The following is a 20,596-nucleotide window of genomic DNA, read 5'->3' on the forward strand; positions in this document are numbered from 1 at the left end:
AAACTCCTAACGCTTGTGGCCAGTGTCCAGCTTGCGCTCCAGGTGCATGGAGTAGCGGGACATACCGAAACAGAAAATCCAGAACACCAGGGCGGCGAACACATAGCCCTCGGTAGCCATGCCCAGCCAGGCCGGGTCGGCGGCGGCTTGCTTGACGCTGTTCAGCAGGTCGAACAGGCCGATGATGATCACCAGGCTGGTGTCCTTGAACAGGGCAATGAAGGTGTTGACGATGCCGGGGATCACCAGCTTGAGCGCCTGCGGCAGAATCACCAGGCCCATCGAGCGCCAGTAGCCCAGGCCCATGGCTGCGGCGGCTTCGTACTGGCCCTTGGGGATGGCCTGCAGGCCGCCGCGCACCACCTCGGCGATGTACGCCGACTGGAACAGGATCACGCCAATCATCGCCCGCAGCAGCTTGTCGAAGCTCATGCCTTCGGGCAGGAACAACGGCAGCATCACCGACGACATGAACAGCACGGTAATCAACGGCACGCCGCGCCAGAACTCGATGAAGGTCACGCACACCACCTTCACGGCCGGCATCCTCGAACGCCGGCCCAGGGCCAGCAGGATGCCCAGCGGCAAGGCGCCGACGATACCCACGGTAGCGATCACCAGGGTCAGCATCAGCCCGCCCCACTGGCTGGTCGGTACGCTTTCCAGGCCCAGGTACCCACCGTGCAGCAGGGTGTAGGCCAGTACCGGGTACAGCACCAGGAAGCCCAGGCCGTAGAAGGCCTTGCGCGGGAAGCGCTTGATGAACAGCGGCGCAGCGCCGATGACGGCAAGCCACACTGTCAGGTCCACCCGCCAGCGCAGCTCGGCCGGGTAGTAGCCGTACATGAACTGGCCAAAGCGCTGCTGCACGAACACCCAGCAGGCGCCCTCCTTGGTGCAGTCGGCGCGGGTGGTGCCGACCCAGTTGGCGTCAATCAACGCCCACTGCAGCAGCGGTGGCACGATCAGCCATACCAAGTAGATGGCGAGCAGGGTCAACAGCGTGTTGAGCCAGCTGGAGAACAGGTTGGCACGCATCCATGCGAGCACGCCGACGGTTTTCACCGGTGGCGGCATATCGGGTTTGAAAACATGGGCATTCACGGGCGTATCCTCACCGCTCGATCAGCGCAATGCGCTTGTTGTACCAGTTCATCAGCAGCGAAATGCTGATGCTGATGGCGAGATAGACACTCATGGTGATGGCGATCACCTCGATGGCCTGGCCGGTCTGATTGAGCACGGTGCCGGCGAACAGCGAGACCATCTCCGGGTAGCCGATACCGGCCGCCAGCGACGAGTTCTTCGCCAGGTTCAGGTACTGGCTGGTCAGCGGCGGAATGATCACCCGCAGTGCCTGGGGAATGATCACCTTGCGCAGGGTCGGACCCTCGCGCAGGCCCAGCGAGCGCGCGGCTTCGGTCTGGCCATGGCTGACCGAACGGATGCCGGAACGCACGATTTCAGCAATGAAGGCTGCCGTATAGATAGTCAGTGCCAAGGTCAGCGCCAGCAGCTCGGGGATCAGCACCCAGCCACCGACAAAGTTGAAGCCCTTGAGCTGCGGCACTTCCCAGCTGACCGGGTTGCCGAACAACAGCACGCTCAGGCCCGGGATGACCAGCAGCAGGGCCAGCCCCACCCAGAACTTGTGGAACGGCACGCCGGTCTCGTCGAAACGCTTGTTGGCCAGGCGCACCATCACGACAACGGCGGCAATTGCCACCAACAGGGCCACGACGAACGGCCAAAAGCCATCGGCAATGGACGCGCCAGGCATGTTCAGGCCCCGGTTGCTGATGAAGAACATATCGTCGATGTTGATGCTGCCCCGCGGTCCCGGCAGGGTCAGGAACACCGCGAAGTACCAGAACAGGATCTGCAGCAACGGCGGAATGTTGCGGAAGGTTTCCACATACACCGTCGCCAGTTTGTTGATCATCCAGTTCGGTGACAGGCGAGCCACACCAATGATGAAGCCCAGAATCGTCGCCAGGATGACGCCGATGAAGGTGACCAGCAGGGTATTGAGCAGGCCGATGACGAACACCCGCGCATAACTGTCCGACTCCACATAGGGGATCAGGTGCTGGGCGATGCCGAAGCCGGCACTGCGGTCGAGGAAGTCGAAGCCCGAGGTGATACCCCGGTGTTGCAGGTTGGTTTGCGTGTTGTGGAACAGGTACCAGCCCAGGCCGACCACGAAGACGATCGTGAGGATCTGGAACAGCCACGCGCGCACACGCGGATCATTAAGGGACAAGCCCTTGGGTGCGCCGATTTGATTTTGCATGAAGTGCCCCGGACAGTAGGGATTCGAACAGCCTGCGGCGGCGGGATGCCGCCGCAGGGTGCAACCATCAGCGCACAGGTGGCGCGTACTGGATGCCGCCGTTGTTCCACAGGGCGTTCATGCCACGGTCGATCTTCAGGTCGGTGCTCTGGCCCAGGTTCTTCTCGAACACTTCGCCGTAGTTGCCGACTTGCTTGACGATCTGTACTACCCAGTCTTTGGGCAGCTTGAGGTCCTTGCCGTACTCACCATCCGCACCCAGCAGGCGGGCCACGTCCGGGTTCTTGGTGCCTTTGGCTTCGGCCTCGACATTCTTCGAGGTGACGCCCGCCTCTTCGGCGTTGAGCATGGCGAACAAGGTCCACTTGACGATGCTGAACCACTCCTCGTCGCCTTTACGCACCACCGGGCCCAGCGGCTCCTTGGAGATGGTTTCCGGCAGTACCACGTAGTCGGTCGGCGCGGCCAGCTTGGAACGCTGGGCAAACAGCTGCGACTTGTCCGAGGTCAGCACGTCGCAACGGCCCGACTCCAGCGACTTGGCGCTTTCGTCCGAGGTGTCGAAGGTGATCGGGGTGTACTTCAGGTTATTGGCGCGGAAGAAGTCCGACACGTTCAGCTCGGTGGTGGTACCGGCCTGGATACAGATGGTTGCGCCATCAAGCTCCTTGGCACTGGAGACACCCAGCTTCTTGTTGACCAGGAAGCCAACCCCGTCGTAGTAGGTGACACCGGCAAACACCAGGCCCATGCCGGCATCGCGCGAGCTGGTCCAGGTGGTGTTGCGCGACAGCACGTCGACCTCGCCCGACTGCAGGGCGGTGAAGCGTTCCTTGGCGTTGAGCTGGCTGAACTTGACCTTGGTCGCGTCGCCGAACACGGCGGCGGCCACGGCGCGGCAGACATCGGCGTCGATACCGACGATCTTGCCCTGCGCATCAGGTACCGAGAAGCCCGGAAGACCGTCGCTCACGCCACACTGGACGAAGCCCTTCTTCTTTACCGCATCCAGGGTGGCGCCGGCCTGGGCATTGCTCACGGCGCCCAGTGCGGCGGCAGCGGTCAGGACTGCCAGGGTGGTTTTCAACATCTTCATTCACAACCTCCAAATCGCTCTTGTTGTGTCGAGCCGGAATTGCACCGCACCCTTTTGAGGCGTATCCGACCCGTATTGGCTTGTTATTGGGTCACTTGGCGCAATGGACTGTTCTGTGACAGCCTTCGCGTGCTAAGGGTGTTACCGTCTAGGCCTGCCCTTTGCATCACAGATTGAATTGCAAAGCGCGTACCAGATTCTGTGGCTGTAGCGTTTAAGCGCTCGTCAAGTAGGGAAAGTTGTATCGTTGCGACATTCTTTTTCCGACAATCATTTCCAGCGCCTTCTTTTCACGCACGCCATAACAAGACCCGCACACTTTCGGAGCAGTCATGACCAACCCGCTGATTCTCGAACCACAGAAAACCGCTGATGCCTGTGTGATCTGGTTGCACGGTTTGGGGGCCGACCGTTACGACTTCCTACCGGTAGCCGAATTCATGCAGGAGCGCCTGCTCAGCACCCGGTTCATCATGCCCCAGGCCCCGACCCGAGCAGTCACCATAAATGGCGGTTATGCCATGCCCAGCTGGTATGACATCAAGGCCATGACCCCAGCCCGCGCCATTGACGAAGCGCAGCTGGAAGCGTCGGCCGAGCAAGTGGTTGCCCTGATCAAGGCCGAGCAGGCCAAAGGCATCAACCTGTCGCGTATCGTCCTGGCCGGTTTCTCCCAGGGTGGCGCGGTGGTGCTGCACACTGCCTATATAAAGTGGCAAGAAGCACTGGGTGGGGTGATTGCCCTGTCCACCTATGCCCCCACCTTCAACGACCAGCACCAGTTGAGTGCCTGCCAGCAGCGCACCCCGGCCCTGTGCCTGCATGGCGTGCATGACCCGGTGGTGATCCCGTCCATGGGCCGCACCGCATTCGAGTACCTGAACACCTGGGGCGTCGCCGCCCGCTGGTACGAGTACCCGATGGAACACGAAGTGGTGGTCGAAGAACTGAACGACATCCACAACTGGCTCAGCGAGCAGCTGCAATAGGCTGGCTCTCTTGTAGTTGTGGGAGTATTCCACTACGCCGCGCCCGGATCTTGCATTACACTGCCCGGCGTACATTCCTTAATCAGTTGATGAGACGATCGTGCTCAAAGCACTCAAGAAAATATTCGGCAAGGGAGACGCCGCGCCACAAGCCGTCGCTCCTGTTGCCAGCGTGACGCCGCCTGCGCCCGCACCCGCCAGCGAGGCCCGGCCCGCAACAAAACCGGCCGTAGCGCATGCCAACCCCGCCCCAAAGGCTGAACAACCCGCTGCTGCTACGCCACCTGCCGACAAAGCGGCCAAGGACAAACCGCGTCGCGAGCGCAAGCCCAAACCGCAGGCCAGCCTGTGGAAGCCGGAAGACTTCGTGGTCGAGCCACAGGAAGGCAAGACCCGCTTCCACGACTTCAAGCTGTCCAACGAGCTGATGCACGCCATCCACGACTTGGGCTTCCCGTACTGCACGCCGATCCAGGCGCAGGTGCTGGGGTATACCCTGCGCGGCCAGGACGCCATCGGCCGGGCCCAGACCGGTACCGGCAAGACTGCAGCGTTCTTGATCTCGATCATTTCCCAGCTGCAGCAGACGCCACCGCCCAAGGAACGCTACATGGGCGAACCGCGCGCGCTGATCATCGCGCCGACCCGCGAGCTGGTGGTGCAGATTGCCAAGGACGCCGCTGCGCTGACCAAGTACACCGGGCTGAACGTCATGAGCTTCGTCGGCGGCATGGACTTCGACAAGCAGCTGAAAGCCCTTGAAGCACGCCACTGCGACATCCTGGTGGCCACCCCCGGCCGCCTGCTGGACTTCAACCAGCGCGGCGAAGTGCACCTGGACATGGTCGAGGTGATGGTGCTGGACGAAGCAGACCGCATGCTCGACATGGGTTTCATCCCTCAGGTGCGCCAGATCATTCGCCAGACACCACCGAAAAGCGAGCGCCAGACCCTGCTGTTCTCCGCCACCTTCACCGACGACGTGATGAACCTGGCGAAGCAGTGGACCACCAACCCGGCCATCGTCGAAATCGAGCCGGAAAACGTGGCCAGCGAAACGGTCGAGCAGCACGTGTACGCGGTGGCGGGCAGCGACAAGTACAAGCTGCTGTACAACCTGGTGACCCAGAACAACTGGGAACGGGTGATGGTATTTGCCAACCGCAAGGACGAAGTGCGGCGCATCGAGGAAAAACTGGTGCGCGACGGCATCAATGCCGCCCAGCTGTCGGGCGACGTGCCGCAGCACAAGCGCATCCGCACCCTGGAAAACTTCCGCGAAGGGCGCATCACCGTGCTGGTGGCCACCGACGTGGCCGGGCGTGGCATCCATATCGATGGCATCAGCCACGTGATCAACTTCACCCTGCCGGAAGACCCGGACGACTACGTGCACCGCATTGGCCGTACCGGCCGCGCGGGGGCCAGCGGCGTGTCGATCAGCTTTGCCGGGGAGGATGACTCGTATCAGCTGCCGGCGATCGAAGAGCTGTTGGGGCGCAAGATCAAGTGCGAAATGCCGCCCGATGAGCTGCTAAAGCCGGTGCCGCGCAAGCACCATTAGCCTGTGCCGGACTATTCGCGGGTAAACCCGCTCCCACAGGTACTGCGCTGCCCTCAAGTCACGCGCGATACCTGTGGGAGCGGGTTCACCCGCGAACCGGGGCAAAGCCCCGGCCATCAGACAGAAATCTACCAGCGCCCCGCCGCATCCTGGTCACTCTGCTTGCCTTCAACCCACCGCGGCCCTTCCTGGGTATTCTCCTTCTTCCAGAACGGCGCCCGGGTCTTCAGGTAGTCCATGATGAAGTTGCAGGCATCGAACGCCGCCTGCCGATGGGCACTGGCCACACCGACAAACACGATCGGCTCGCCCGGCTCCAGCGCCCCGATGCGGTGCAACACCTCCACCTTGAGCAACGGCCAGCGCTGCTCGGCCTCGACCACGATCTTGGCCAGCGCCTTTTCGGTCATGCCCGGGTAGTGTTCAAGGAACATCCCCGCCACTTCGCGCCCGTCGTTGAAATCCCGCACATAACCAACAAAACTGACTACCGCGCCCACGCCAACATTGGCCGCATGCATGGCATTCACCTCGGACCCTGGGTCGAACGCGCCTTGTTGCACTCGTACTGCCATGTTCAGCCTCCGGTCACCGGCGGGAAGAACGCCACTTCGTCACCCTCTTCCAGTGGCTCATCAAGCTTGCACAGCTCTTCGTTGCGCGCGCACATCAGGTTCTGCTCAGCCAGCACCGCATAGTGCCCACCCTTGCCCACCAGGGCCTGGCGCACATCGTCCAGCACCTTGAACGCGCCTTCTACACGCTCGCCATCCACACCAAGCAGTTCGCGGTAGCGGGCGAAGTACATCACCTTGACCTTCATCATGCCTGCACCTTGTAGTGGCCACTCTTGCCGCCGAGCTTTTCCAGCAGGCGCACCTGTTCGATGACCATGCCCTTGTCCACAGCCTTGCACATGTCATAGATCGTCAGCGCGGCAACGCTGGCAGCCGTCAGCGCCTCCATCTCCACACCGGTCTGCCCGGCCAGCTTGCAACGGGCGACAATACGCACGGCGTCCTCGCCCTCGGCGCTGAGCTCGACCTTGACGCTGGTCAGCATCAGCGGGTGGCACAGCGGGATCAGGTCGCTGGTCTTCTTCGCCGCCTGGATCCCGGCAATGCGTGCCACGGCGAACACGTCGCCCTTGGGATGTTCGCCGTCGACGATCATCTGCAAGGTCTGCGGCAACATGCGCACCCGCGCCTCGGCGGTGGCCTCACGCTCGGTCACGGCCTTTTCAGTGACGTCGACCATGTTGGCCCGCCCCTGGGAATCAAGATGTGTCAGCACTGCTCTGCTCCTGTGAAGGGAACAGCCAGTGTAAACCTGTGGGTCAGGTTTGAGCAGAGGTATGTGCAGGCAGGTCCGGCCTCTTCGCGGGCACGCCCGCTCCCACAAGGTTTCCAATGCCGCAGATCCAGTGGAGACCCTGTGGGAGCGGGCGTGCCCGCGAAGAGGCCGGGCGGTGATCTGCCCGGCTCATCGCTTTACAGATGCGACTCGGCGTACTCGGCCAGCACCGAGCGGGGCACGCCCTGCAGGGTAATGTGCACGCCATGGGGGAAGTCCTTGAAGCGCTCGGTCAGGTAGGTCAGGCCCGAGCTGGTCGCGGACAGGTAGGGGGTGTCGATCTGCGCCAGGTTGCCCAGGCAGACCACCTTGGACCCGGAGCCGGCACGGGTGATGATGGTTTTCATCTGGTGCGGCGTCAGGTTCTGGCACTCGTCGATCAGGATCAGGCTCTGCTGGAAGCTACGGCCTCGGATGTAGTTCAGCGACTTGAACTGCAACGGCACGCGCTCGAGGATGTACTCGACGCTGCCATGGGTGCTTTCGTCATCCATGTGCAAGGCTTCGAGGTTGTCGGTGATGGCGCCCAGCCAAGGCTCCATTTTCTCGGCCTCGGTGCCCGGCAGGAAGCCGATTTCCTGGTCCAGCCCCTGCACGCTGCGGGTGGCGATGATGCGCCGGTAGCGCTTGCTGACCATGGTCTGCTCGATGGCTGCGGCCAGGGCCAGGATGGTCTTGCCGGACCCGGCCGCGCCGGTCAGGTTGACCAGGTGGATATCCGGGTCGAGCAACGCGAACAGCGCCAGGCTCTGGTGGATGTCGCGAGGCTTCAACCCCCAGGCTTCCTGGTGCAGCAGTGGCTCCTGGTGCAGGTCGAGCAACAACAGCTCGTCGTTGCGGATGCCCTTGATCCAGCCGACGAAGCCCTGCTCATCGATGATGAATTCGTTGATGTGCACCGCAGGCAGGTTGTCGATCATCTGCACCCGATGCCAGGTGCGGCCGCGCTCCTGACGGGTATCGACCTTGCTGACGCGGTCCCAGAACGAGCCGGTGACCGAATGGTAGCCCTTGGACAGCAAGGACACGTCATCCACCAGCTGGTCAGTGCTGTAGTCCTCGGCCGCTATGCCACAGGCGCGCGCCTTCAGGCGCATGTTGATGTCTTTGGTGACCAGCACCACGTCCAGGTCGCTGCGCCGCGCCCGTACTTCGAGCAGCTGGTTGATGATGATGTTGTCGTTGAGGTTTTCCGGCAGCAGCTTGTTAGGCTCGTTGCGCGGGGTCATCAGGATGGACAGGAAGCCCTTGGGCCCGCTCTTGTTGCGCTGGATCGGCACGCCCTGCTCGACATCGCTGGGCGAAGCGTCGCCCAGGGTCTGGTCGATCAGGCGGATGGCCTGGCGGCATTCGGCGGCGATGGTCTGTTTGCCGGTCTTGAGCTTGTCGAGTTCCTCCAGCACCGTCATCGGGATGGCGACATGGTGCTCCTCGAAGTTCAGTAACGCATTGGGGTCGTGAATCAGGACGTTGGTATCGAGCACATACAGGATTGGCTTGCTGGAGGAAGGGTTGCGTCCTTGGTCATCCATACTCGGGTCACCTTATGTCGAAGCCACACGGCGCGGTCTGTTGCGCCGCAGAGTGACTACCGTTCTCCCCGAATCCGCGTTGTTACGGCCGGGAAGCGAACCTGGCTAGGTGGGCCTGGATGACGCCACCTGTGCTGCAGGAATCGGCTGTCTGGTTTCTTCATACCGCAAAAACGATGAACGAAAAAAGTATTTTTATGTGTTTTGAAGTTTATTTTTCTGATTGATGAAGAAGCCTTGGCGGCGAAGCCAGACGGGGCTACGCTCAGAAGTCATACCCCCTCTTCGCGATAAGCATATTCCCGGCAATCCGCCCACCCAATGCCGCTCTGGGCAGTGTTGCGCAGCAACCATTCCACCGCTGGCTGGGCCTTGGGCAGGCTGTCATGCAGCTGGATCACGCCCTTGCGCCACAACAGCATCAGGGTCAGCACCCGCTGCGCAGAGGCCTCTGCGCTCAATGCGCCATCGTCCAGCGCATCGATATCCCACAACGACACCCGCAGCTGCTGGCTGGCCATGAACGCCTCGCCATCGGCCCGACGCTGCCCGTAGGGTGGCCGAAACAACGGCACATACGCTGCCGGCAAGTCGGCCTGCACCCGTGCCTGGCTGCGCCGCAACGAGTCCTGCCACTCCGTCCACTGGGCATGGGAACGGTATTCCCAACCCTGAATGCCCACACACTGGCCGCGGTAGAGCTGGCGCAAGGCATTTGCCGCCCCGGCGTCACGGCGCTGCTGCAAGCGGTTCCCCAACACGAAGAATATGCCTTCAAGCTTCTGCCGGCGCAGGTAGTCGGCAAGCAGATCGGTGTTGCCGCCCTCTGGCCCCGGGCCGCCGACGAAGGTGAGCAAGAACATACGGTCGTTCAGTTCATCGCCATGGCGCTCCCGGGCAGACAGCCGCTCCACCTCGCTGCTGGTCTGCGGCAGCAACGCCGCCTTGCGCAGTTGCTCGTCCAGGTAACGCACATGGAACTGGTGGCTTGGCTCGATCCAGTTTGTATAGAACGTGCCGACATCGGCAGCGAAAGTCGCCGCTTGCGTGCGCAAATCCATCATCGATGTAACCGGGTAGCAGAATGAGGCATCCTGCTCGCAGCTGCGCTGCGCCTGCTCATACCCCTGCCACAGCCGCTGCCACATGCGCGCGCGCACCAGTCGCACCTTCTGCAGGTTGACCTGCCGCAACCCCAGCCGCGCGGCCAACGCCGCGTCGTCCAGCAATTCGCTTTCATGCAGCACCTGAGCAAACGAGAGAATCTCGGCCCGCGAGGCCACATCGAACAACGCCGGGCTGTTCAGTTGCTCGGGCCACAGGCTGCGGTCCAGACTCACCTGGGGTAATGGGGCGGCTTGCACGGCCAGGCTCAGCAGAGCGGCCAGCAAGGCAAAGGCAATGCGCACGGTGGAAGGCTCCGCAACGGCAAAACGCGAACTATAGCGCCTGCACCCGCCATGGTCTGTGACTATCGTCGGCATAGTTTGGACTTGCACCGCCCAGCCCGTAGAATCCTCGGCCAATGATGCCAGGAGCCGACCCGATGCTGACGGTGATTTCCCCCGCCAAGACCCTCGACTACGACACCCCGCCTGTGACCGAGCGTTTCACCCTGCCCCAGTACCTGGACGACTCCCAGGCACTGATCCAGCAGCTGCGCGAACTGTCGCCGGCGCAGATCAGCGAGCTGATGCACCTGTCCGACAAGCTCGCCGGCCTTAACGCCGCCCGCTTCGGCAGCTGGACCCCGGACTTCACCCCGACCAATGCCAAGCAGGCCCTGCTGGCGTTCAAGGGTGATGTGTACACCGGCCTCGACGCCGAGAGCCTGGGTGAGGAAGACTTCAGCTACGCGCAAGACCACCTGCGCATGCTCTCGGGCCTGTACGGCCTGCTGCGTCCGCTGGACCTGATGCAACCCTATCGCCTCGAAATGGGCACCAAACTGGCCAACGCCCGCGGCAAGGACCTGTATGCCTTCTGGGGCACACGCATCAGCGAATGGCTGAACCAGGCCCTGGCCGAACAGGGGGATGACGTGCTGCTGAACCTGGCCAGCAACGAGTACTTCAGTGCAGTGAAACGCAGCGCGCTGAAGGCCCGGGTGATCAATGTCGACTTCAAGGACCTGAAGAACGGCCAGTACAAGATCATCAGCTTCTACGCCAAGAAAGCCCGCGGCATGATGAGCCGCTTCGTCATCCAGCAGCGCATCAGCGACCCGGAACAGCTCAAGCAGTTCGACGTACAGGGGTACTACTACAGTGCCGAGCAGTCCAAGCCGGACCATCTGGTGTTTTTGCGGGATCATCCCTCGGAGTGATCCTGTGGCGCCCTCTTCGCGGCTAAAGCCGCTCCCACATGACGCGCGCTGAGCTCCCGGCCAGCGCTCCATCAGTGGAAGCGGCTTTAGGCGCGAAGAGCCTGCTGCCCTGAAACATCCCTCCGCCCTGCAATGGGGCTTGCTGCAAATCGCCATCATGTCACGATTTCGGCGCCAAAAAACCAACGCCCATACCTTTATCGCCAAACGCCATAAGACCGTTCATACCTTTTTTGACGAATTCTGAAAAAAATTTTCAGATGCTGGCATAAAAATATCTCGTAACAGTTACACCCTTGATACACGGGGGTGAAACACCCGCGTGCTATCAAATTGAAACTGTTCACAACTGAATAAATATTTAGAAATCTTTCATCCGGACGAAACTCACTCAGGAACTTCTCCTACGGCCAATCGCTCATAGTGCCGTAACGATTTTCCTGCCTACGGGCTGTGAGAGATGACTTACAGATGACAGCGGCAGGTATCCACTGCCCGCCCTGATAAATTCGACAGGTATAACGGGAACCCCCGAAAACCGTGTCCACGCAGGAGAGTAGCGTCCCTTACACATCGTCCTAGTGGTTGATTTCAAAGGATTTATCCACTTGAAAAAACAAGCACAGCAACGCGCCAAGTAGCGCATTGCAATAAAGACGGCTGCATTTCAGGGCACGTTTTTTAATTAATGGCTTTTTACTGCCAACTTTGAGTGCATAACTTTTTGCGCTCCGGATTTATTTTGCCTGCGCTCGGCGAAGTGTGCATTCGCCATGGACCCGTGCGCCCGAAAACTGATGTTAATCAACCCAGCCCGGCTCTCTGCGGAGGCGTCGGCGTGATAAACACATGAGGTGATAGCGATGCGTATCAGCATCTTTGGTTTGGGTTATGTGGGTGCAGTCTGTGCAGGCTGCCTGACGGCGCGTGGCCATGAAGTGATCGGTGTGGACGTGTCCAGCACCAAGATCGACCTGATCAACCAGGGCAAGTCGCCCATCGTCGAACCTGGCCTGGAAGCACTGCTGCAACAGGGCATCGCCAATGGCCGCCTGCGCGGCACTACCGACTTCGCCGAAGCCATCCGCGCCAGTGACGTGTCGATGATCTGCGTGGGTACCCCCAGCAAGAAAAACGGCGACCTGGGCCTGGAATACATCGAGTCGGTGTGCCGTGAAATCGGCTACGTACTGCGCGACACCACCCGCCGCCACACCATCGTGGTGCGCAGCACCGTACTGCCGGGTACCGTCAAGAACGTGGTCATCCCGATCCTCGAAGACTGCTCGGGCAAAAAAGCCGGCGTCGACTTCGGTGTCGCGGTCAACCCGGAATTCCTGCGTGAAAGCACCGCGATCAAGGACTACGACCAGCCACCGATGACCGTCATCGGCGAACTGGACACTGCCAGCGGCGACATCCTGCAAGCCCTGTACGAAGAACTCGACGCCCCGGTCATCCGCAAGCCGATCGAAGTGGCCGAGATGATCAAATACACCTGCAACGTGTGGCACGCCACCAAGGTCACCTTCGCCAACGAAATCGGCAACATCGCCAAGGCGGTAGGCGTTGATGGGCGTGAAGTGATGGACGTGGTCTGCCAGGACACGGTGCTGAACCTGTCCCAATACTACATGCGCCCCGGCTTCGCCTTTGGCGGTTCTTGCCTGCCCAAGGACGTGCGCGCCCTCACCTACCGTGCCGCCAGCCTCGACGTGCGCGCACCGCTGCTGGACTCGCTGATGCGCAGCAACGAATCGCAGGTGCAGAACGCCTTCGAGCTGATCGAAGCCCACGACAAACGCAAGGTCGCCCTGCTTGGCCTGAGCTTCAAAGCCGGTACTGACGACCTGCGCGAAAGCCCGCTGGTAGAGCTGGCCGAGCGCCTGATCGGCAAGGGCTACCAACTGGACATCTACGACGAGAACGTTCAGTACGCCCGTGTACACGGCGCCAACAAGGACTACATCGAGTCGAAGATCCCGCACGTGTCGTCGCTGCTCAATGCCGACTTCCAGCAGGTGATCGACAACGCCGACATCATCGTCCTCGGCAACCGTGACGAGCAGTTCCGCGCGCTGGCCCAGCAAGCGCCGGCCGGCAAGCAGGTGATCGACCTGGTTGGCTTCATGAGCAACCCGTCCTGCACCACCAGCCGTACCGAAGGCATCTGCTGGTAAGCCCTCGGCCGGGCGACGCAGGCGAGCCTGCGCCGCCCACCCTTTCCCGAATTCTCGACGGATGCTGAACATGCAAAGGCTCCAGACCGTGCTGTTGCAGTGCGCCGGGTGGCTGCTCTACATGAGCCTGCTCATGCTGATCGCCCTGGCCCTGCCAGCCGATATCTTCGACTCGCAATCGAAGCACTTCATCTTCCTGGTCGGCGCAGTCGGCATCTGGCGCTATTCCATGGGCGCCACCCATTTCATCCGCGGCATGATCTTCCTCTACGGCGTGTACCCGTACCTGCGCCGCAAGGTGCAGAAAATGGGCGATGCCACCGACCCGTCGCATGTCTACCTGATGGTGACCAGCTTCCGTATCGAGGCGCTGACCACTGCCCAGGTGTACAGCTCGGTGATCCGCGAAGCGATCAACTGCGGCTTCCCCACCACCGTGGTCTGCTCGCTGGTGGAGATGTCCGATGAACTGCTGGTGAAGAGCCTGTGGGCCAAGTACAACCCGCCGGCCCATGTGAAGCTGGACATCGTGCGCATTGCCGGTACCGGCAAACGCGATGGCCTGGCCTACGGTTTCCGCGCCATCTCGCGCATGCTGCCGGACGAAAACGCCGTGGTGGCCGTGATCGACGGCGACACCGTGCTGGCCGATGGCGTGGTACGCAAGACCGTGCCGTGGTTCAAGCTGTTCCCCAACGTCGGCGGCCTGACCACCAACGAGTTCTGCGAAGTACGTGGCGGCTACATCATGAGCGAGTGGCACAAGCTGCGCTTCGCCCAGCGCCACATCAACATGTGCTCGATGGCCCTGTCCAAGCGCGTGCTGACCATGACCGGGCGCATGTCGATGTTCCGCGCAAGCGTGGTGACCAACCCCGAGTTCATCGCCGACGTCGAAAGCGACTCGCTGATGCACTGGCGCCTGGGCCGCTTCAAGTTCCTTACCGGTGACGACAAATCCAGCTGGTTCAGCCTGATGCGCCTGGGCTACGACACCTTCTACGTGCCGGACGCCGCCATCAACACGGTCGAGCACCCGCCCGAAAAGAGCTTCTTCAAGGCCAGCCGCAAGCTGATGTACCGCTGGTACGGCAACAACCTGCGGCAGAACTCCCGTGCACTGGGCCTGGGCCTGGGTCGCCTGGGGCTGTTCACCAGCATCGTGCTGTTCGACCAGCGCGTGTCGATGTGGACCAGCCTGCTGGGGTTGACCGTGGCGGTGATCGCCAGCCTCAAGTTCGGCATGGCCTTCCTGCTGGTGTACCTGCTGTGGATCGGCATCACCCGCCTGATCCTCACCATCATGCTGCTGTGCTCCGGCCACAACGTGGGCCCGGCCTACCCGCTGATTCTCTATTACAACCAGATCATCGGCGCGCTGATGAAGATCTACGTGTTCTTCCGCCTCGACAAGCAGTCGTGGACGCGTCAGCCCACTGCCCTCAAGCGTGACCTCGCCAGCTTTCAACAATGGTTCAACACCTGGTCCTCGCGGACCATGACCTTCTCGGCTGCCAGCATCTTCGTTGCTGTGCTGTTCATGGTCGTGTGAGCCCAACCCGGATCGGATCTAACAGGAACAAACCACCATGAATACCGCCGTGAACGTCAATGTCGTGCATGAGTCCGAAGCCCAGCGCCAACACGCCCGGGTGCGCATTCCCGCCAAGCTGCGTTTCCTGGACGCCCAGCGCCAAACCCACGAAGTGAAGGTCGACGACCTTTCCGCAGGTGGCCTGAGCTTTCACACCAAGCAGCAACTGTCGGTGGGTGACGTACTGCGCGGTCGGCTGCAGTTCGTGGTCGACAACCTGGGCCTGTCGATCGACATCGAGTTCCAGGTGCGCTCGTACAACCCGAGCAACGGCCGTACCGGTGCGCAGTTCCAGAACCTTGAACCACGCGACATCGCCACGTTGCGGCACATCATCACCAGCCACCTGTCGGGTGAGCTGATCAGCATCGGTGATGTGCTCAGCACCCTGCAGCGCGACAACTTCACCAAGGCACGCAAGCAGAAGGACGGTGGTTCGGGCCTGAGCGCCTTCGGCCGACTCAAGGCGGTCACCGTTACCCTCGGCGTATTCGTGGTCGGCGTCGCTGCTTTCGGCTTCGTCGCCAAGTCGCTGTACGGCATGTACTTCGTCAGCCATGCCGAAGCCGGTGTCGTCGCGGTACCGACCACCACTGTCACCATGCCGCGCGACGGCACCGTGAGCAGCCTCATCGAAAGCGGTGGGCAGATCGCCAAGGGCGCACCACTGGCCAGCTTCACCACCAGCATGCTGGACATGCTCAAGGGCAACCTGGACGACGCGCAGCTGGAACCGGCGAAGATCGAGGAACTGTTCGGCAAGCAGCTGTCTGGCACCCTCACCAGCCCCTGCGATTGCGTGGTCGCCCGCCAGCTGGTGGACGATGGCCAGTACGCAGCCAAGGGCCAGGCGATCTTCCAGCTGATCCCGCGCACCACCACGCCGATGGTCGAGGCGCGCTTCAGCTACCGCCAGTTCGACGAGGTCAAGCCAGGTACCCGGGTCAACTTCCAGGTCGCCGGCGAAGACGAAGTGCGCACCGGCCAGATCGTCAGCAGCACCAGCCTCAACAGCGAAGACCTATCCTCCGACATCCGCGTGCAGATCAAGCCCGACAGCGGCATGCCCGCCGAACTCGCCGGCCGCCCGGCAGCGGTCAACAGCGACCGTGGCCCTTCAATGAACTGGCTGATCGACAAAGCCGTGGCCCGTGGCCTGTAAGAGGATCACCGCATGATTCCCTACAACAAGCGCGCAAGCCTGGGCCTGTGTGCCCTGGCTGCTGCCATCACCCTGGCCGGCTGTGCTGGCCTGCCCGACCAGCGCCTGGCCAACGAAGCCATGAAGCGCGGCGACACGGCATTGGCCGAGCGCAACTACAAGGCCCTGGCCGACCTGGGCTACAGCGAAGCGCAAGTGGGCCTGGCGGACATCAAGGTAGCCACCCGCGACCCGTCGCAAATCAAGGAAGCCGAGGCGACTTACCGCGCCGCGGCCGCTACCTCGCCCCGTGCCCAGGCGCGCCTTGGCCGCCTGCTGGTGGCCAAGCCCGACAGCACCCAGGCCGAACGCGAGGAAGCCGAAACCCTGCTCAAGCAGGCCGCGAAACAGGGCGAAAGCAATACCCTGATCCCGCTGGCCATGCTTTACCTCAGCTACCCGCAGAGCTTCCCCAAGGTCAACGCGCAGCAGCAGATCGACCAGTGGCGCGCCGCCGGCAACCCGGAAGCGGGCCTGGCCCAGGTGCTGCTGTACCGCACCCAGGGCACCTACGACCAGCACCTGGGCGACGTGGAGAAAATCTGCAAGGCCGCACTGAACACCACCGACATCTGCTACGTCGAACTGGCCACCGTGTACCAGAAGCGTGCGCAGGCCGACCAGCAAGCCGCCCTGCTCACCCAGCTGAAATCTGCCTACGCCCGTGGCGCAGTGCCGGCCACCCGGGTCGACAGCGTTGCCCGGGTACTGGCCGATCGCAGCCTCGGCCAGACCGATGAAAAAACCGCCAAGGACCTGCTTGAGCAGGTGGCCCCAAGCAACCCGGCATCCTGGGTCAGCCTGGCGCAACTGGTCTACGACTTCCCCGAGCTGGGCGACACCGACCAGTTGCTGGCCTACATCGACAAGGGCCGCGAAGCCGAACAGCCACGCGCCGAACTGTTGCTGGGCCGCCTGTACTACGAGGGCAAGACCCTGCCGGCCGACGCCAAAAAAGCCGAGCAGCACCTGCAAGCCGCCGCCGACGCCGGTGAAATCAGCGCCCATTACTACCTGGGCCAGCTGTACCGCCGCGGCTACCTGGGCAATGTCGAGCCGCAAAAGGCCGTCGACAACCTGCTGGCCGCCGCCCGTGGCGGGCAGAACAGCGCCGACTATGCCCTGGCTCAGCTGTTCAGCGAAGGCCACGGTATCCGCCCGCAACCCGGCAACGCCTGGGTATTCGCCCAGCTGTCGCAGGCCAACCCGACGCCGCAATCGGCTGAACTGCTGCAGCAGCTCGATCAGCAACTGACACCTGACCAGCGCAGCCAGGCCCAGCAACTGCTGGACCAGGAGAAGCGTGCACGCGGCAGCATGGCGCAGGGCGCAAATAGCACCCTGGCCCTCGAAGCCCTGCAGGACGACGAAAAAGAAGTAGACGGTGAGGACTCGCTATGACGCTCAATCCCTTCGTGAAAGCCGGCATCGGCCTGAGCTTCGCCCTGCTGTGGTCCTGCCCGACCCTGGCGGAAATGACCGCCGATAAAAACTTCGGCCTGGACGTGAAAATCACCGGTCAGTCGGAAGACGACCGTGACCTGGGCACCCGCCCTGGCGGCGACGTCAACGGCCTGGGCCTGGACCTGCGCCCATGGGTGTACGGCGAGCGCGGCAACTGGAGCGCCTATGCCATGGGCCAGGCGGTCGCAGCCACCGACACGATCGAAACCGACACCTTGCGCCAGAACGACGACGGCAGCACCACCGACACCGGCGAAGACAGCCGCCAGCCAGACAAAAGCTACCTGGCCATGCGTGAGTTCTGGGTTGGCTACAGCGGCCTCACCGCCTACCCGGGCGAGCAACTGCGCTTCGGTCGCCAGCGCCTGCGCAGCGACGATGGCATGTGGCGCGACACCAACATCGAAGCGCTGAACTGGACCTTCGACACCACCCTGCTCAAGGCCGACCTGGGCGTTGCCCAGCGCTTCAGCGAGTACCGCACCGACCTCACCGAGCTGGCCCCGGAAGACAAGGACCGCACGCACATCTACGGCAACGTCGCCACGCAGTGGACCCCTGGCCACTGGGTGGGCGTACGGGCCCACCACACCCATGACAGCGGCAGCCTGAAGAACCCGGGCGAAACCGTCGATGCGCTGGACAAGACCCGCACCGGCGACCTGACCTGGCTGGGCCTTGAAGCCAACAGCGACGCCTACAACTGGCGCAACGACCATACCGTCAACTACTGGGGCAGCGTCACCTGGCTGACCGGTGACCGTGACAAGCTCAGCAGTCAGGCCGTAGGCGACGACCAGGTTGCCACCGGCAAGCAGAGCGGCGACGTCAATGCCTGGGCCACCGACCTCGGCATCCGCCTGCGCCTGGACCCGCAATGGCAGGTCGGTGCGGCTTACGCCCGTGGCAGCGGCGGTGGTGGCGACGACGGCTCGAACAACTTCGAGCAGACCGGCCTTGAGAGCAACCGCTCCAACTTCACCGGCACCCGTTCACGCGTGCACCGCTTTGGCGAAGCCTTCCGCGGCGAGCTGGGCAACCTGCAGGCCGCCACCCTCTTCGCCTCCTGGCAACTGCGCGACGACTACGACGCCAGCCTGATCTACCACAAGTTCTGGCGCGTCGACGGTAACCAGAACATCGGTTCCAGCGGCATCAACGCAGCCGTCAACGACAACGGCATCAGCCGCCAGCTGGTCGACGGCGAAAAAGACCTTGGCCAGGAAATGGACGTGGTCGTGACCAAGTACTTCAAGCAGGGCCTGCTGCCGGCTTCGATGAGCCAGGCCATCGACGAACCGTCCGCCCTGGTGCGCTTGCGTGCCGGTGTGTTCAAGCCGGGCGATGCCTACGGCAAGGAAGCGGACTCGTACATGCACCGCGCCTTCGTCGATGTGATCTGGCGCTTCTGAGGCCGGTAGGGGACTGACCGTTATGAACCTTCACCCGCACTTACGACACAGCCTCTTGGCCAGCGCCTTGCTGCTGGCCAGCGGCCTGGTCGCTGCCGCAGAGCCCCAGGTGATCGCCAAGGAGCTGCAGCAGGCCAAGACCTACACCGTGGCCAGCGCACCGATCGAGCCGCTGCAGATGGACCCGCCAAAGCTGCCCGACCTGACAGGCTTCACCGCCGAAGCGGTGCAGAAGAAGATCGACCGCCGCCACAAAGGCAAGGTCAGCCTGCGCCGCATGTTCCAGGAAGACACCCTCAAGGAGTTCGTCGGCGGCGACAACAAGGCAGCCGAGTGGGTGCAGCGCCAGCACGGCATCCCGCAGGCAATCTTCGTCGATGACGGCCATATCGACCTGGTCGAGCTGAGCAAGAAGGTACCCAAGCAATACCTCAGCGAGGTCGAGCCAGGGGTTTACCTGGCACGCCTGCCAATCGTAGTCGGGCAAAAGGGCATCCTCGAGATCGACGGCAAGGTCAAGCAGCTGCGCCTGTCCCAGGAAGGCGGTTCGTTCCTGGTCAATGACGGCAAGCTGTTCGTCACCGATACCCAGGTGACCGGCTGGCGCGAAAAGGATAACGGCCCGGCCACCTTCCGCTCGCCCAAGGAATTCCGCCCGTTCCTGCTGTCGTGGGGCGGTACCGAGACCTACATCGTCAATACCAAGATGGCCAGCTTCGGCTATGCCAAGTCCAAGTCGTATGGCGTGAGCATTTCGCAGTACACGCCCAACATGGCCAAGCGCATGGGCCGCACGGAACCTACCGGCTGGATCATCGGCTCGGAGTTCAGCGACATGTGGTACGGCTTCTACTGCTACGAGACCCAGGACTTCGTGGTCAAGGACAGTACCTACCGCGACAACATCGTCTACGGCATCGACCCGCACGACCGTTCGCACCGCCTCATCATCGCCGGCAACACGGTATACGGCACCAAGAAGAAGCACGGCATCATCGTTTCGCGTGAGGTCAACGACAGCTGGATCATCAACAACAAGAGCTACGACAACAAGCTCTCGGGCGTGGTGATCGACCGTAACAGCGTCAACAACCTGGTGGCCTACAACGAGATCTACCGCAACCACACCGACGGCATCACCCTGTACGAAAGCGGCGACAACCTGATCTGGGGCAACAAGCTGATCAACAATCGCCGCCACGGCATCCGCGTGCGTAACAGCGTGAACATTCGCCTGTACGAAAACGTTGCCATGGCCAACGGCCTGGTCGGCGTATACGGCCACATCAAGGACCTGTCCGACACCGACCGCGACATCGCCCTCGACCCGTTCGACACCAAGGTGTCGCTGATCGTAGTGGGTGGCGAGCTGGCGGCCAACGGCTCCGGCCCGCTGTCGATCGACTCGCCGCTGTCGGTCGAGCTGTACAAGGTGTCCATGCTCGCCCCACGCAAGGCCAGCGGCATCAGCCTCAATGGTGTGCTGGGCGAGCGCCAGGACGAAATCCTCGACCTGCTGGTGCGCCAGCAAAAAGCTGTGCTGATCGACCCGGTCGAACGCCAGACCGAAATGATCGATTAAGGAAGCCCAG

At 62.2% G+C, this 20,596-nt stretch carries 17 protein-coding genes; 9 read left to right on the forward strand and 8 right to left on the reverse strand.

Annotation, left to right across the window (positions count from 1 at the left end; genetic code table 11):
• Positions 1-6 precede the first annotated feature (6 nt).
• The 3 genes from JOY50_RS15295 to JOY50_RS15305 form a co-directional block, all read right to left on the reverse strand.
• Entirely contained in the window at positions 7-1,104 is a 1,098-nt protein-coding gene (locus JOY50_RS15295) for an amino acid ABC transporter permease (protein WP_019470615.1), read from the reverse strand.
• A 10-nt stretch (positions 1,105-1,114) separates the two neighbouring features.
• A complete protein-coding gene (locus JOY50_RS15300; RefSeq protein ID WP_132842424.1) occupies positions 1,115-2,293 on the reverse strand; it encodes an amino acid ABC transporter permease in 1,179 nt (392 codons plus the stop codon).
• Positions 2,294-2,360: 67 nt separating this feature from the next.
• Positions 2,361-3,389, reverse strand: a complete 1,029-nt coding sequence (locus JOY50_RS15305; protein ID WP_019470613.1) for an amino acid ABC transporter substrate-binding protein — start codon at positions 3,387-3,389, stop codon at positions 2,361-2,363.
• A gap of 332 nt (positions 3,390-3,721) precedes the next feature.
• Here JOY50_RS15305 and JOY50_RS15310 point away from each other — a divergent pair, with 332 nt between their 5' ends.
• The gene (locus JOY50_RS15310; protein WP_132842429.1) at positions 3,722-4,378 is read left to right on the forward strand and encodes an alpha/beta hydrolase; all 657 of its coding nucleotides are present in this window, start codon (positions 3,722-3,724) and stop codon (positions 4,376-4,378) included.
• 100 nt (positions 4,379-4,478) lie between these two features.
• Positions 4,479-5,942 carry an ATP-dependent RNA helicase RhlB gene (gene rhlB / locus JOY50_RS15315; RefSeq protein WP_132842434.1) on the forward strand — a complete coding sequence of 488 codons (1,464 nt, stop codon included), beginning with the start codon at positions 4,479-4,481 and terminating at the stop codon, positions 5,940-5,942.
• 128 nt (positions 5,943-6,070) lie between these two features.
• Here rhlB and moaE read toward each other — a convergent pair whose 3' ends face one another.
• The 5 genes from moaE to JOY50_RS15340 all read right to left on the reverse strand — a co-directional run bounded on the left by moaE (position 6,071) and on the right by JOY50_RS15340 (position 10,236).
• On the reverse strand, positions 6,071-6,517 hold the full coding sequence (gene moaE, locus JOY50_RS15320) for a molybdopterin synthase catalytic subunit MoaE (protein WP_132842439.1): 447 nt from the start codon (positions 6,515-6,517) through the stop codon (positions 6,071-6,073).
• 2 nt (positions 6,518-6,519) lie between these two features.
• Positions 6,520-6,765 carry a MoaD/ThiS family protein gene (locus JOY50_RS15325; protein WP_061202735.1) on the reverse strand — a complete coding sequence of 82 codons (246 nt, stop codon included), beginning with the start codon at positions 6,763-6,765 and terminating at the stop codon, positions 6,520-6,522.
• Positions 6,765-7,235, reverse strand: a complete 471-nt coding sequence (moaC, locus tag JOY50_RS15330) for a cyclic pyranopterin monophosphate synthase MoaC (RefSeq protein ID WP_243055469.1) — start codon at positions 7,233-7,235, stop codon at positions 6,765-6,767. Before moaC ends, JOY50_RS15325 begins: the two co-directional genes overlap by 1 nt.
• Positions 7,236-7,432: 197 nt before the next feature.
• Positions 7,433-8,827, reverse strand: coding sequence for a PhoH family protein (locus JOY50_RS15335; protein ID WP_019470603.1), 1,395 nt, complete (start codon positions 8,825-8,827; stop codon positions 7,433-7,435).
• A gap of 272 nt (positions 8,828-9,099) precedes the next feature.
• Positions 9,100-10,236, reverse strand: coding sequence for a polysaccharide deacetylase family protein (locus JOY50_RS15340; protein ID WP_132842449.1), 1,137 nt, complete (start codon positions 10,234-10,236; stop codon positions 9,100-9,102).
• A gap of 137 nt (positions 10,237-10,373) precedes the next feature.
• Between JOY50_RS15340 and yaaA the strand changes: the two genes are divergently transcribed.
• The 7 genes from yaaA to algG all read left to right on the forward strand — a co-directional run bounded on the left by yaaA (position 10,374) and on the right by algG (position 20,586).
• Positions 10,374-11,153, forward strand: coding sequence for a peroxide stress protein YaaA (gene yaaA / locus JOY50_RS15345; RefSeq protein ID WP_138737344.1), 780 nt, complete (start codon positions 10,374-10,376; stop codon positions 11,151-11,153).
• A gap of 863 nt (positions 11,154-12,016) precedes the next feature.
• Positions 12,017-13,333: a nucleotide sugar dehydrogenase gene (locus JOY50_RS15350; RefSeq protein ID WP_019470600.1), complete on the forward strand. Its 1,317-nt coding sequence runs from the start codon at positions 12,017-12,019 to the stop codon at positions 13,331-13,333.
• A gap of 70 nt (positions 13,334-13,403) precedes the next feature.
• The gene (locus tag JOY50_RS15355; RefSeq protein WP_033691995.1) at positions 13,404-14,885 is read left to right on the forward strand and encodes a glycosyltransferase family 2 protein; all 1,482 of its coding nucleotides are present in this window, start codon (positions 13,404-13,406) and stop codon (positions 14,883-14,885) included.
• Positions 14,886-14,922: 37 nt separating this feature from the next.
• Complete coding sequence (locus JOY50_RS15360; RefSeq protein WP_019470598.1) at positions 14,923-16,089, forward strand: alginate biosynthesis protein Alg44; 1,167 nt, start codon at positions 14,923-14,925, stop codon at positions 16,087-16,089.
• Positions 16,090-16,101: 12 nt separating this feature from the next.
• Positions 16,102-17,529, forward strand: a complete 1,428-nt coding sequence (gene algK / locus JOY50_RS15365; RefSeq protein WP_132842458.1) for an alginate biosynthesis TPR repeat lipoprotein AlgK — start codon at positions 16,102-16,104, stop codon at positions 17,527-17,529.
• The gene (locus JOY50_RS15370) at positions 17,526-19,004 is read left to right on the forward strand and encodes an alginate export family protein (RefSeq protein ID WP_019470597.1); all 1,479 of its coding nucleotides are present in this window, start codon (positions 17,526-17,528) and stop codon (positions 19,002-19,004) included. Before algK ends, JOY50_RS15370 begins: the two co-directional genes overlap by 4 nt.
• A gap of 22 nt (positions 19,005-19,026) precedes the next feature.
• Complete coding sequence (gene algG / locus JOY50_RS15375) at positions 19,027-20,586, forward strand: mannuronan 5-epimerase AlgG (protein WP_138737343.1); 1,560 nt, start codon at positions 19,027-19,029, stop codon at positions 20,584-20,586.
• Positions 20,587-20,596 lie beyond the last annotated feature (10 nt).

Source organism: Pseudomonas sp. BP01, from assembly GCF_022760795.1.
GTDB classification, from domain to species: Bacteria; Pseudomonadota; Gammaproteobacteria; order Pseudomonadales; family Pseudomonadaceae; genus Aquipseudomonas; species Aquipseudomonas putida_Q.

Coding starts and splice junctions, on each gene's coding strand:
- JOY50_RS15300 (WP_132842424.1), bottom strand. CDS start 2,293: ATGCAAAATCAAATCGGCGCACCCAAGGGCTTGTCCCTTAATGATCCG.
- JOY50_RS15305 (WP_019470613.1), bottom strand. CDS start 3,389: ATGAAGATGTTGAAAACCACCCTGGCAGTCCTGACCGCTGCCGCCGCA.
- JOY50_RS15310 (WP_132842429.1), top strand. CDS start 3,722: ATGACCAACCCGCTGATTCTCGAACCACAGAAAACCGCTGATGCCTGT.
- moaE (WP_132842439.1), bottom strand. CDS start 6,517: ATGGCAGTACGAGTGCAACAAGGCGCGTTCGACCCAGGGTCCGAGGTG.
- JOY50_RS15325 (WP_061202735.1), bottom strand. CDS start 6,765: ATGAAGGTCAAGGTGATGTACTTCGCCCGCTACCGCGAACTGCTTGGT.
- JOY50_RS15335 (WP_019470603.1), bottom strand. CDS start 8,827: ATGGATGACCAAGGACGCAACCCTTCCTCCAGCAAGCCAATCCTGTAT.
- yaaA (WP_138737344.1), top strand. CDS start 10,374: ATGCTGACGGTGATTTCCCCCGCCAAGACCCTCGACTACGACACCCCG.
- JOY50_RS15350 (WP_019470600.1), top strand. CDS start 12,017: ATGCGTATCAGCATCTTTGGTTTGGGTTATGTGGGTGCAGTCTGTGCA.
- JOY50_RS15355 (WP_033691995.1), top strand. CDS start 13,404: ATGCAAAGGCTCCAGACCGTGCTGTTGCAGTGCGCCGGGTGGCTGCTC.
- JOY50_RS15360 (WP_019470598.1), top strand. CDS start 14,923: ATGAATACCGCCGTGAACGTCAATGTCGTGCATGAGTCCGAAGCCCAG.
- algK (WP_132842458.1), top strand. CDS start 16,102: ATGATTCCCTACAACAAGCGCGCAAGCCTGGGCCTGTGTGCCCTGGCT.
- JOY50_RS15370 (WP_019470597.1), top strand. CDS start 17,526: ATGACGCTCAATCCCTTCGTGAAAGCCGGCATCGGCCTGAGCTTCGCC.
- algG (WP_138737343.1), top strand. CDS start 19,027: ATGAACCTTCACCCGCACTTACGACACAGCCTCTTGGCCAGCGCCTTG.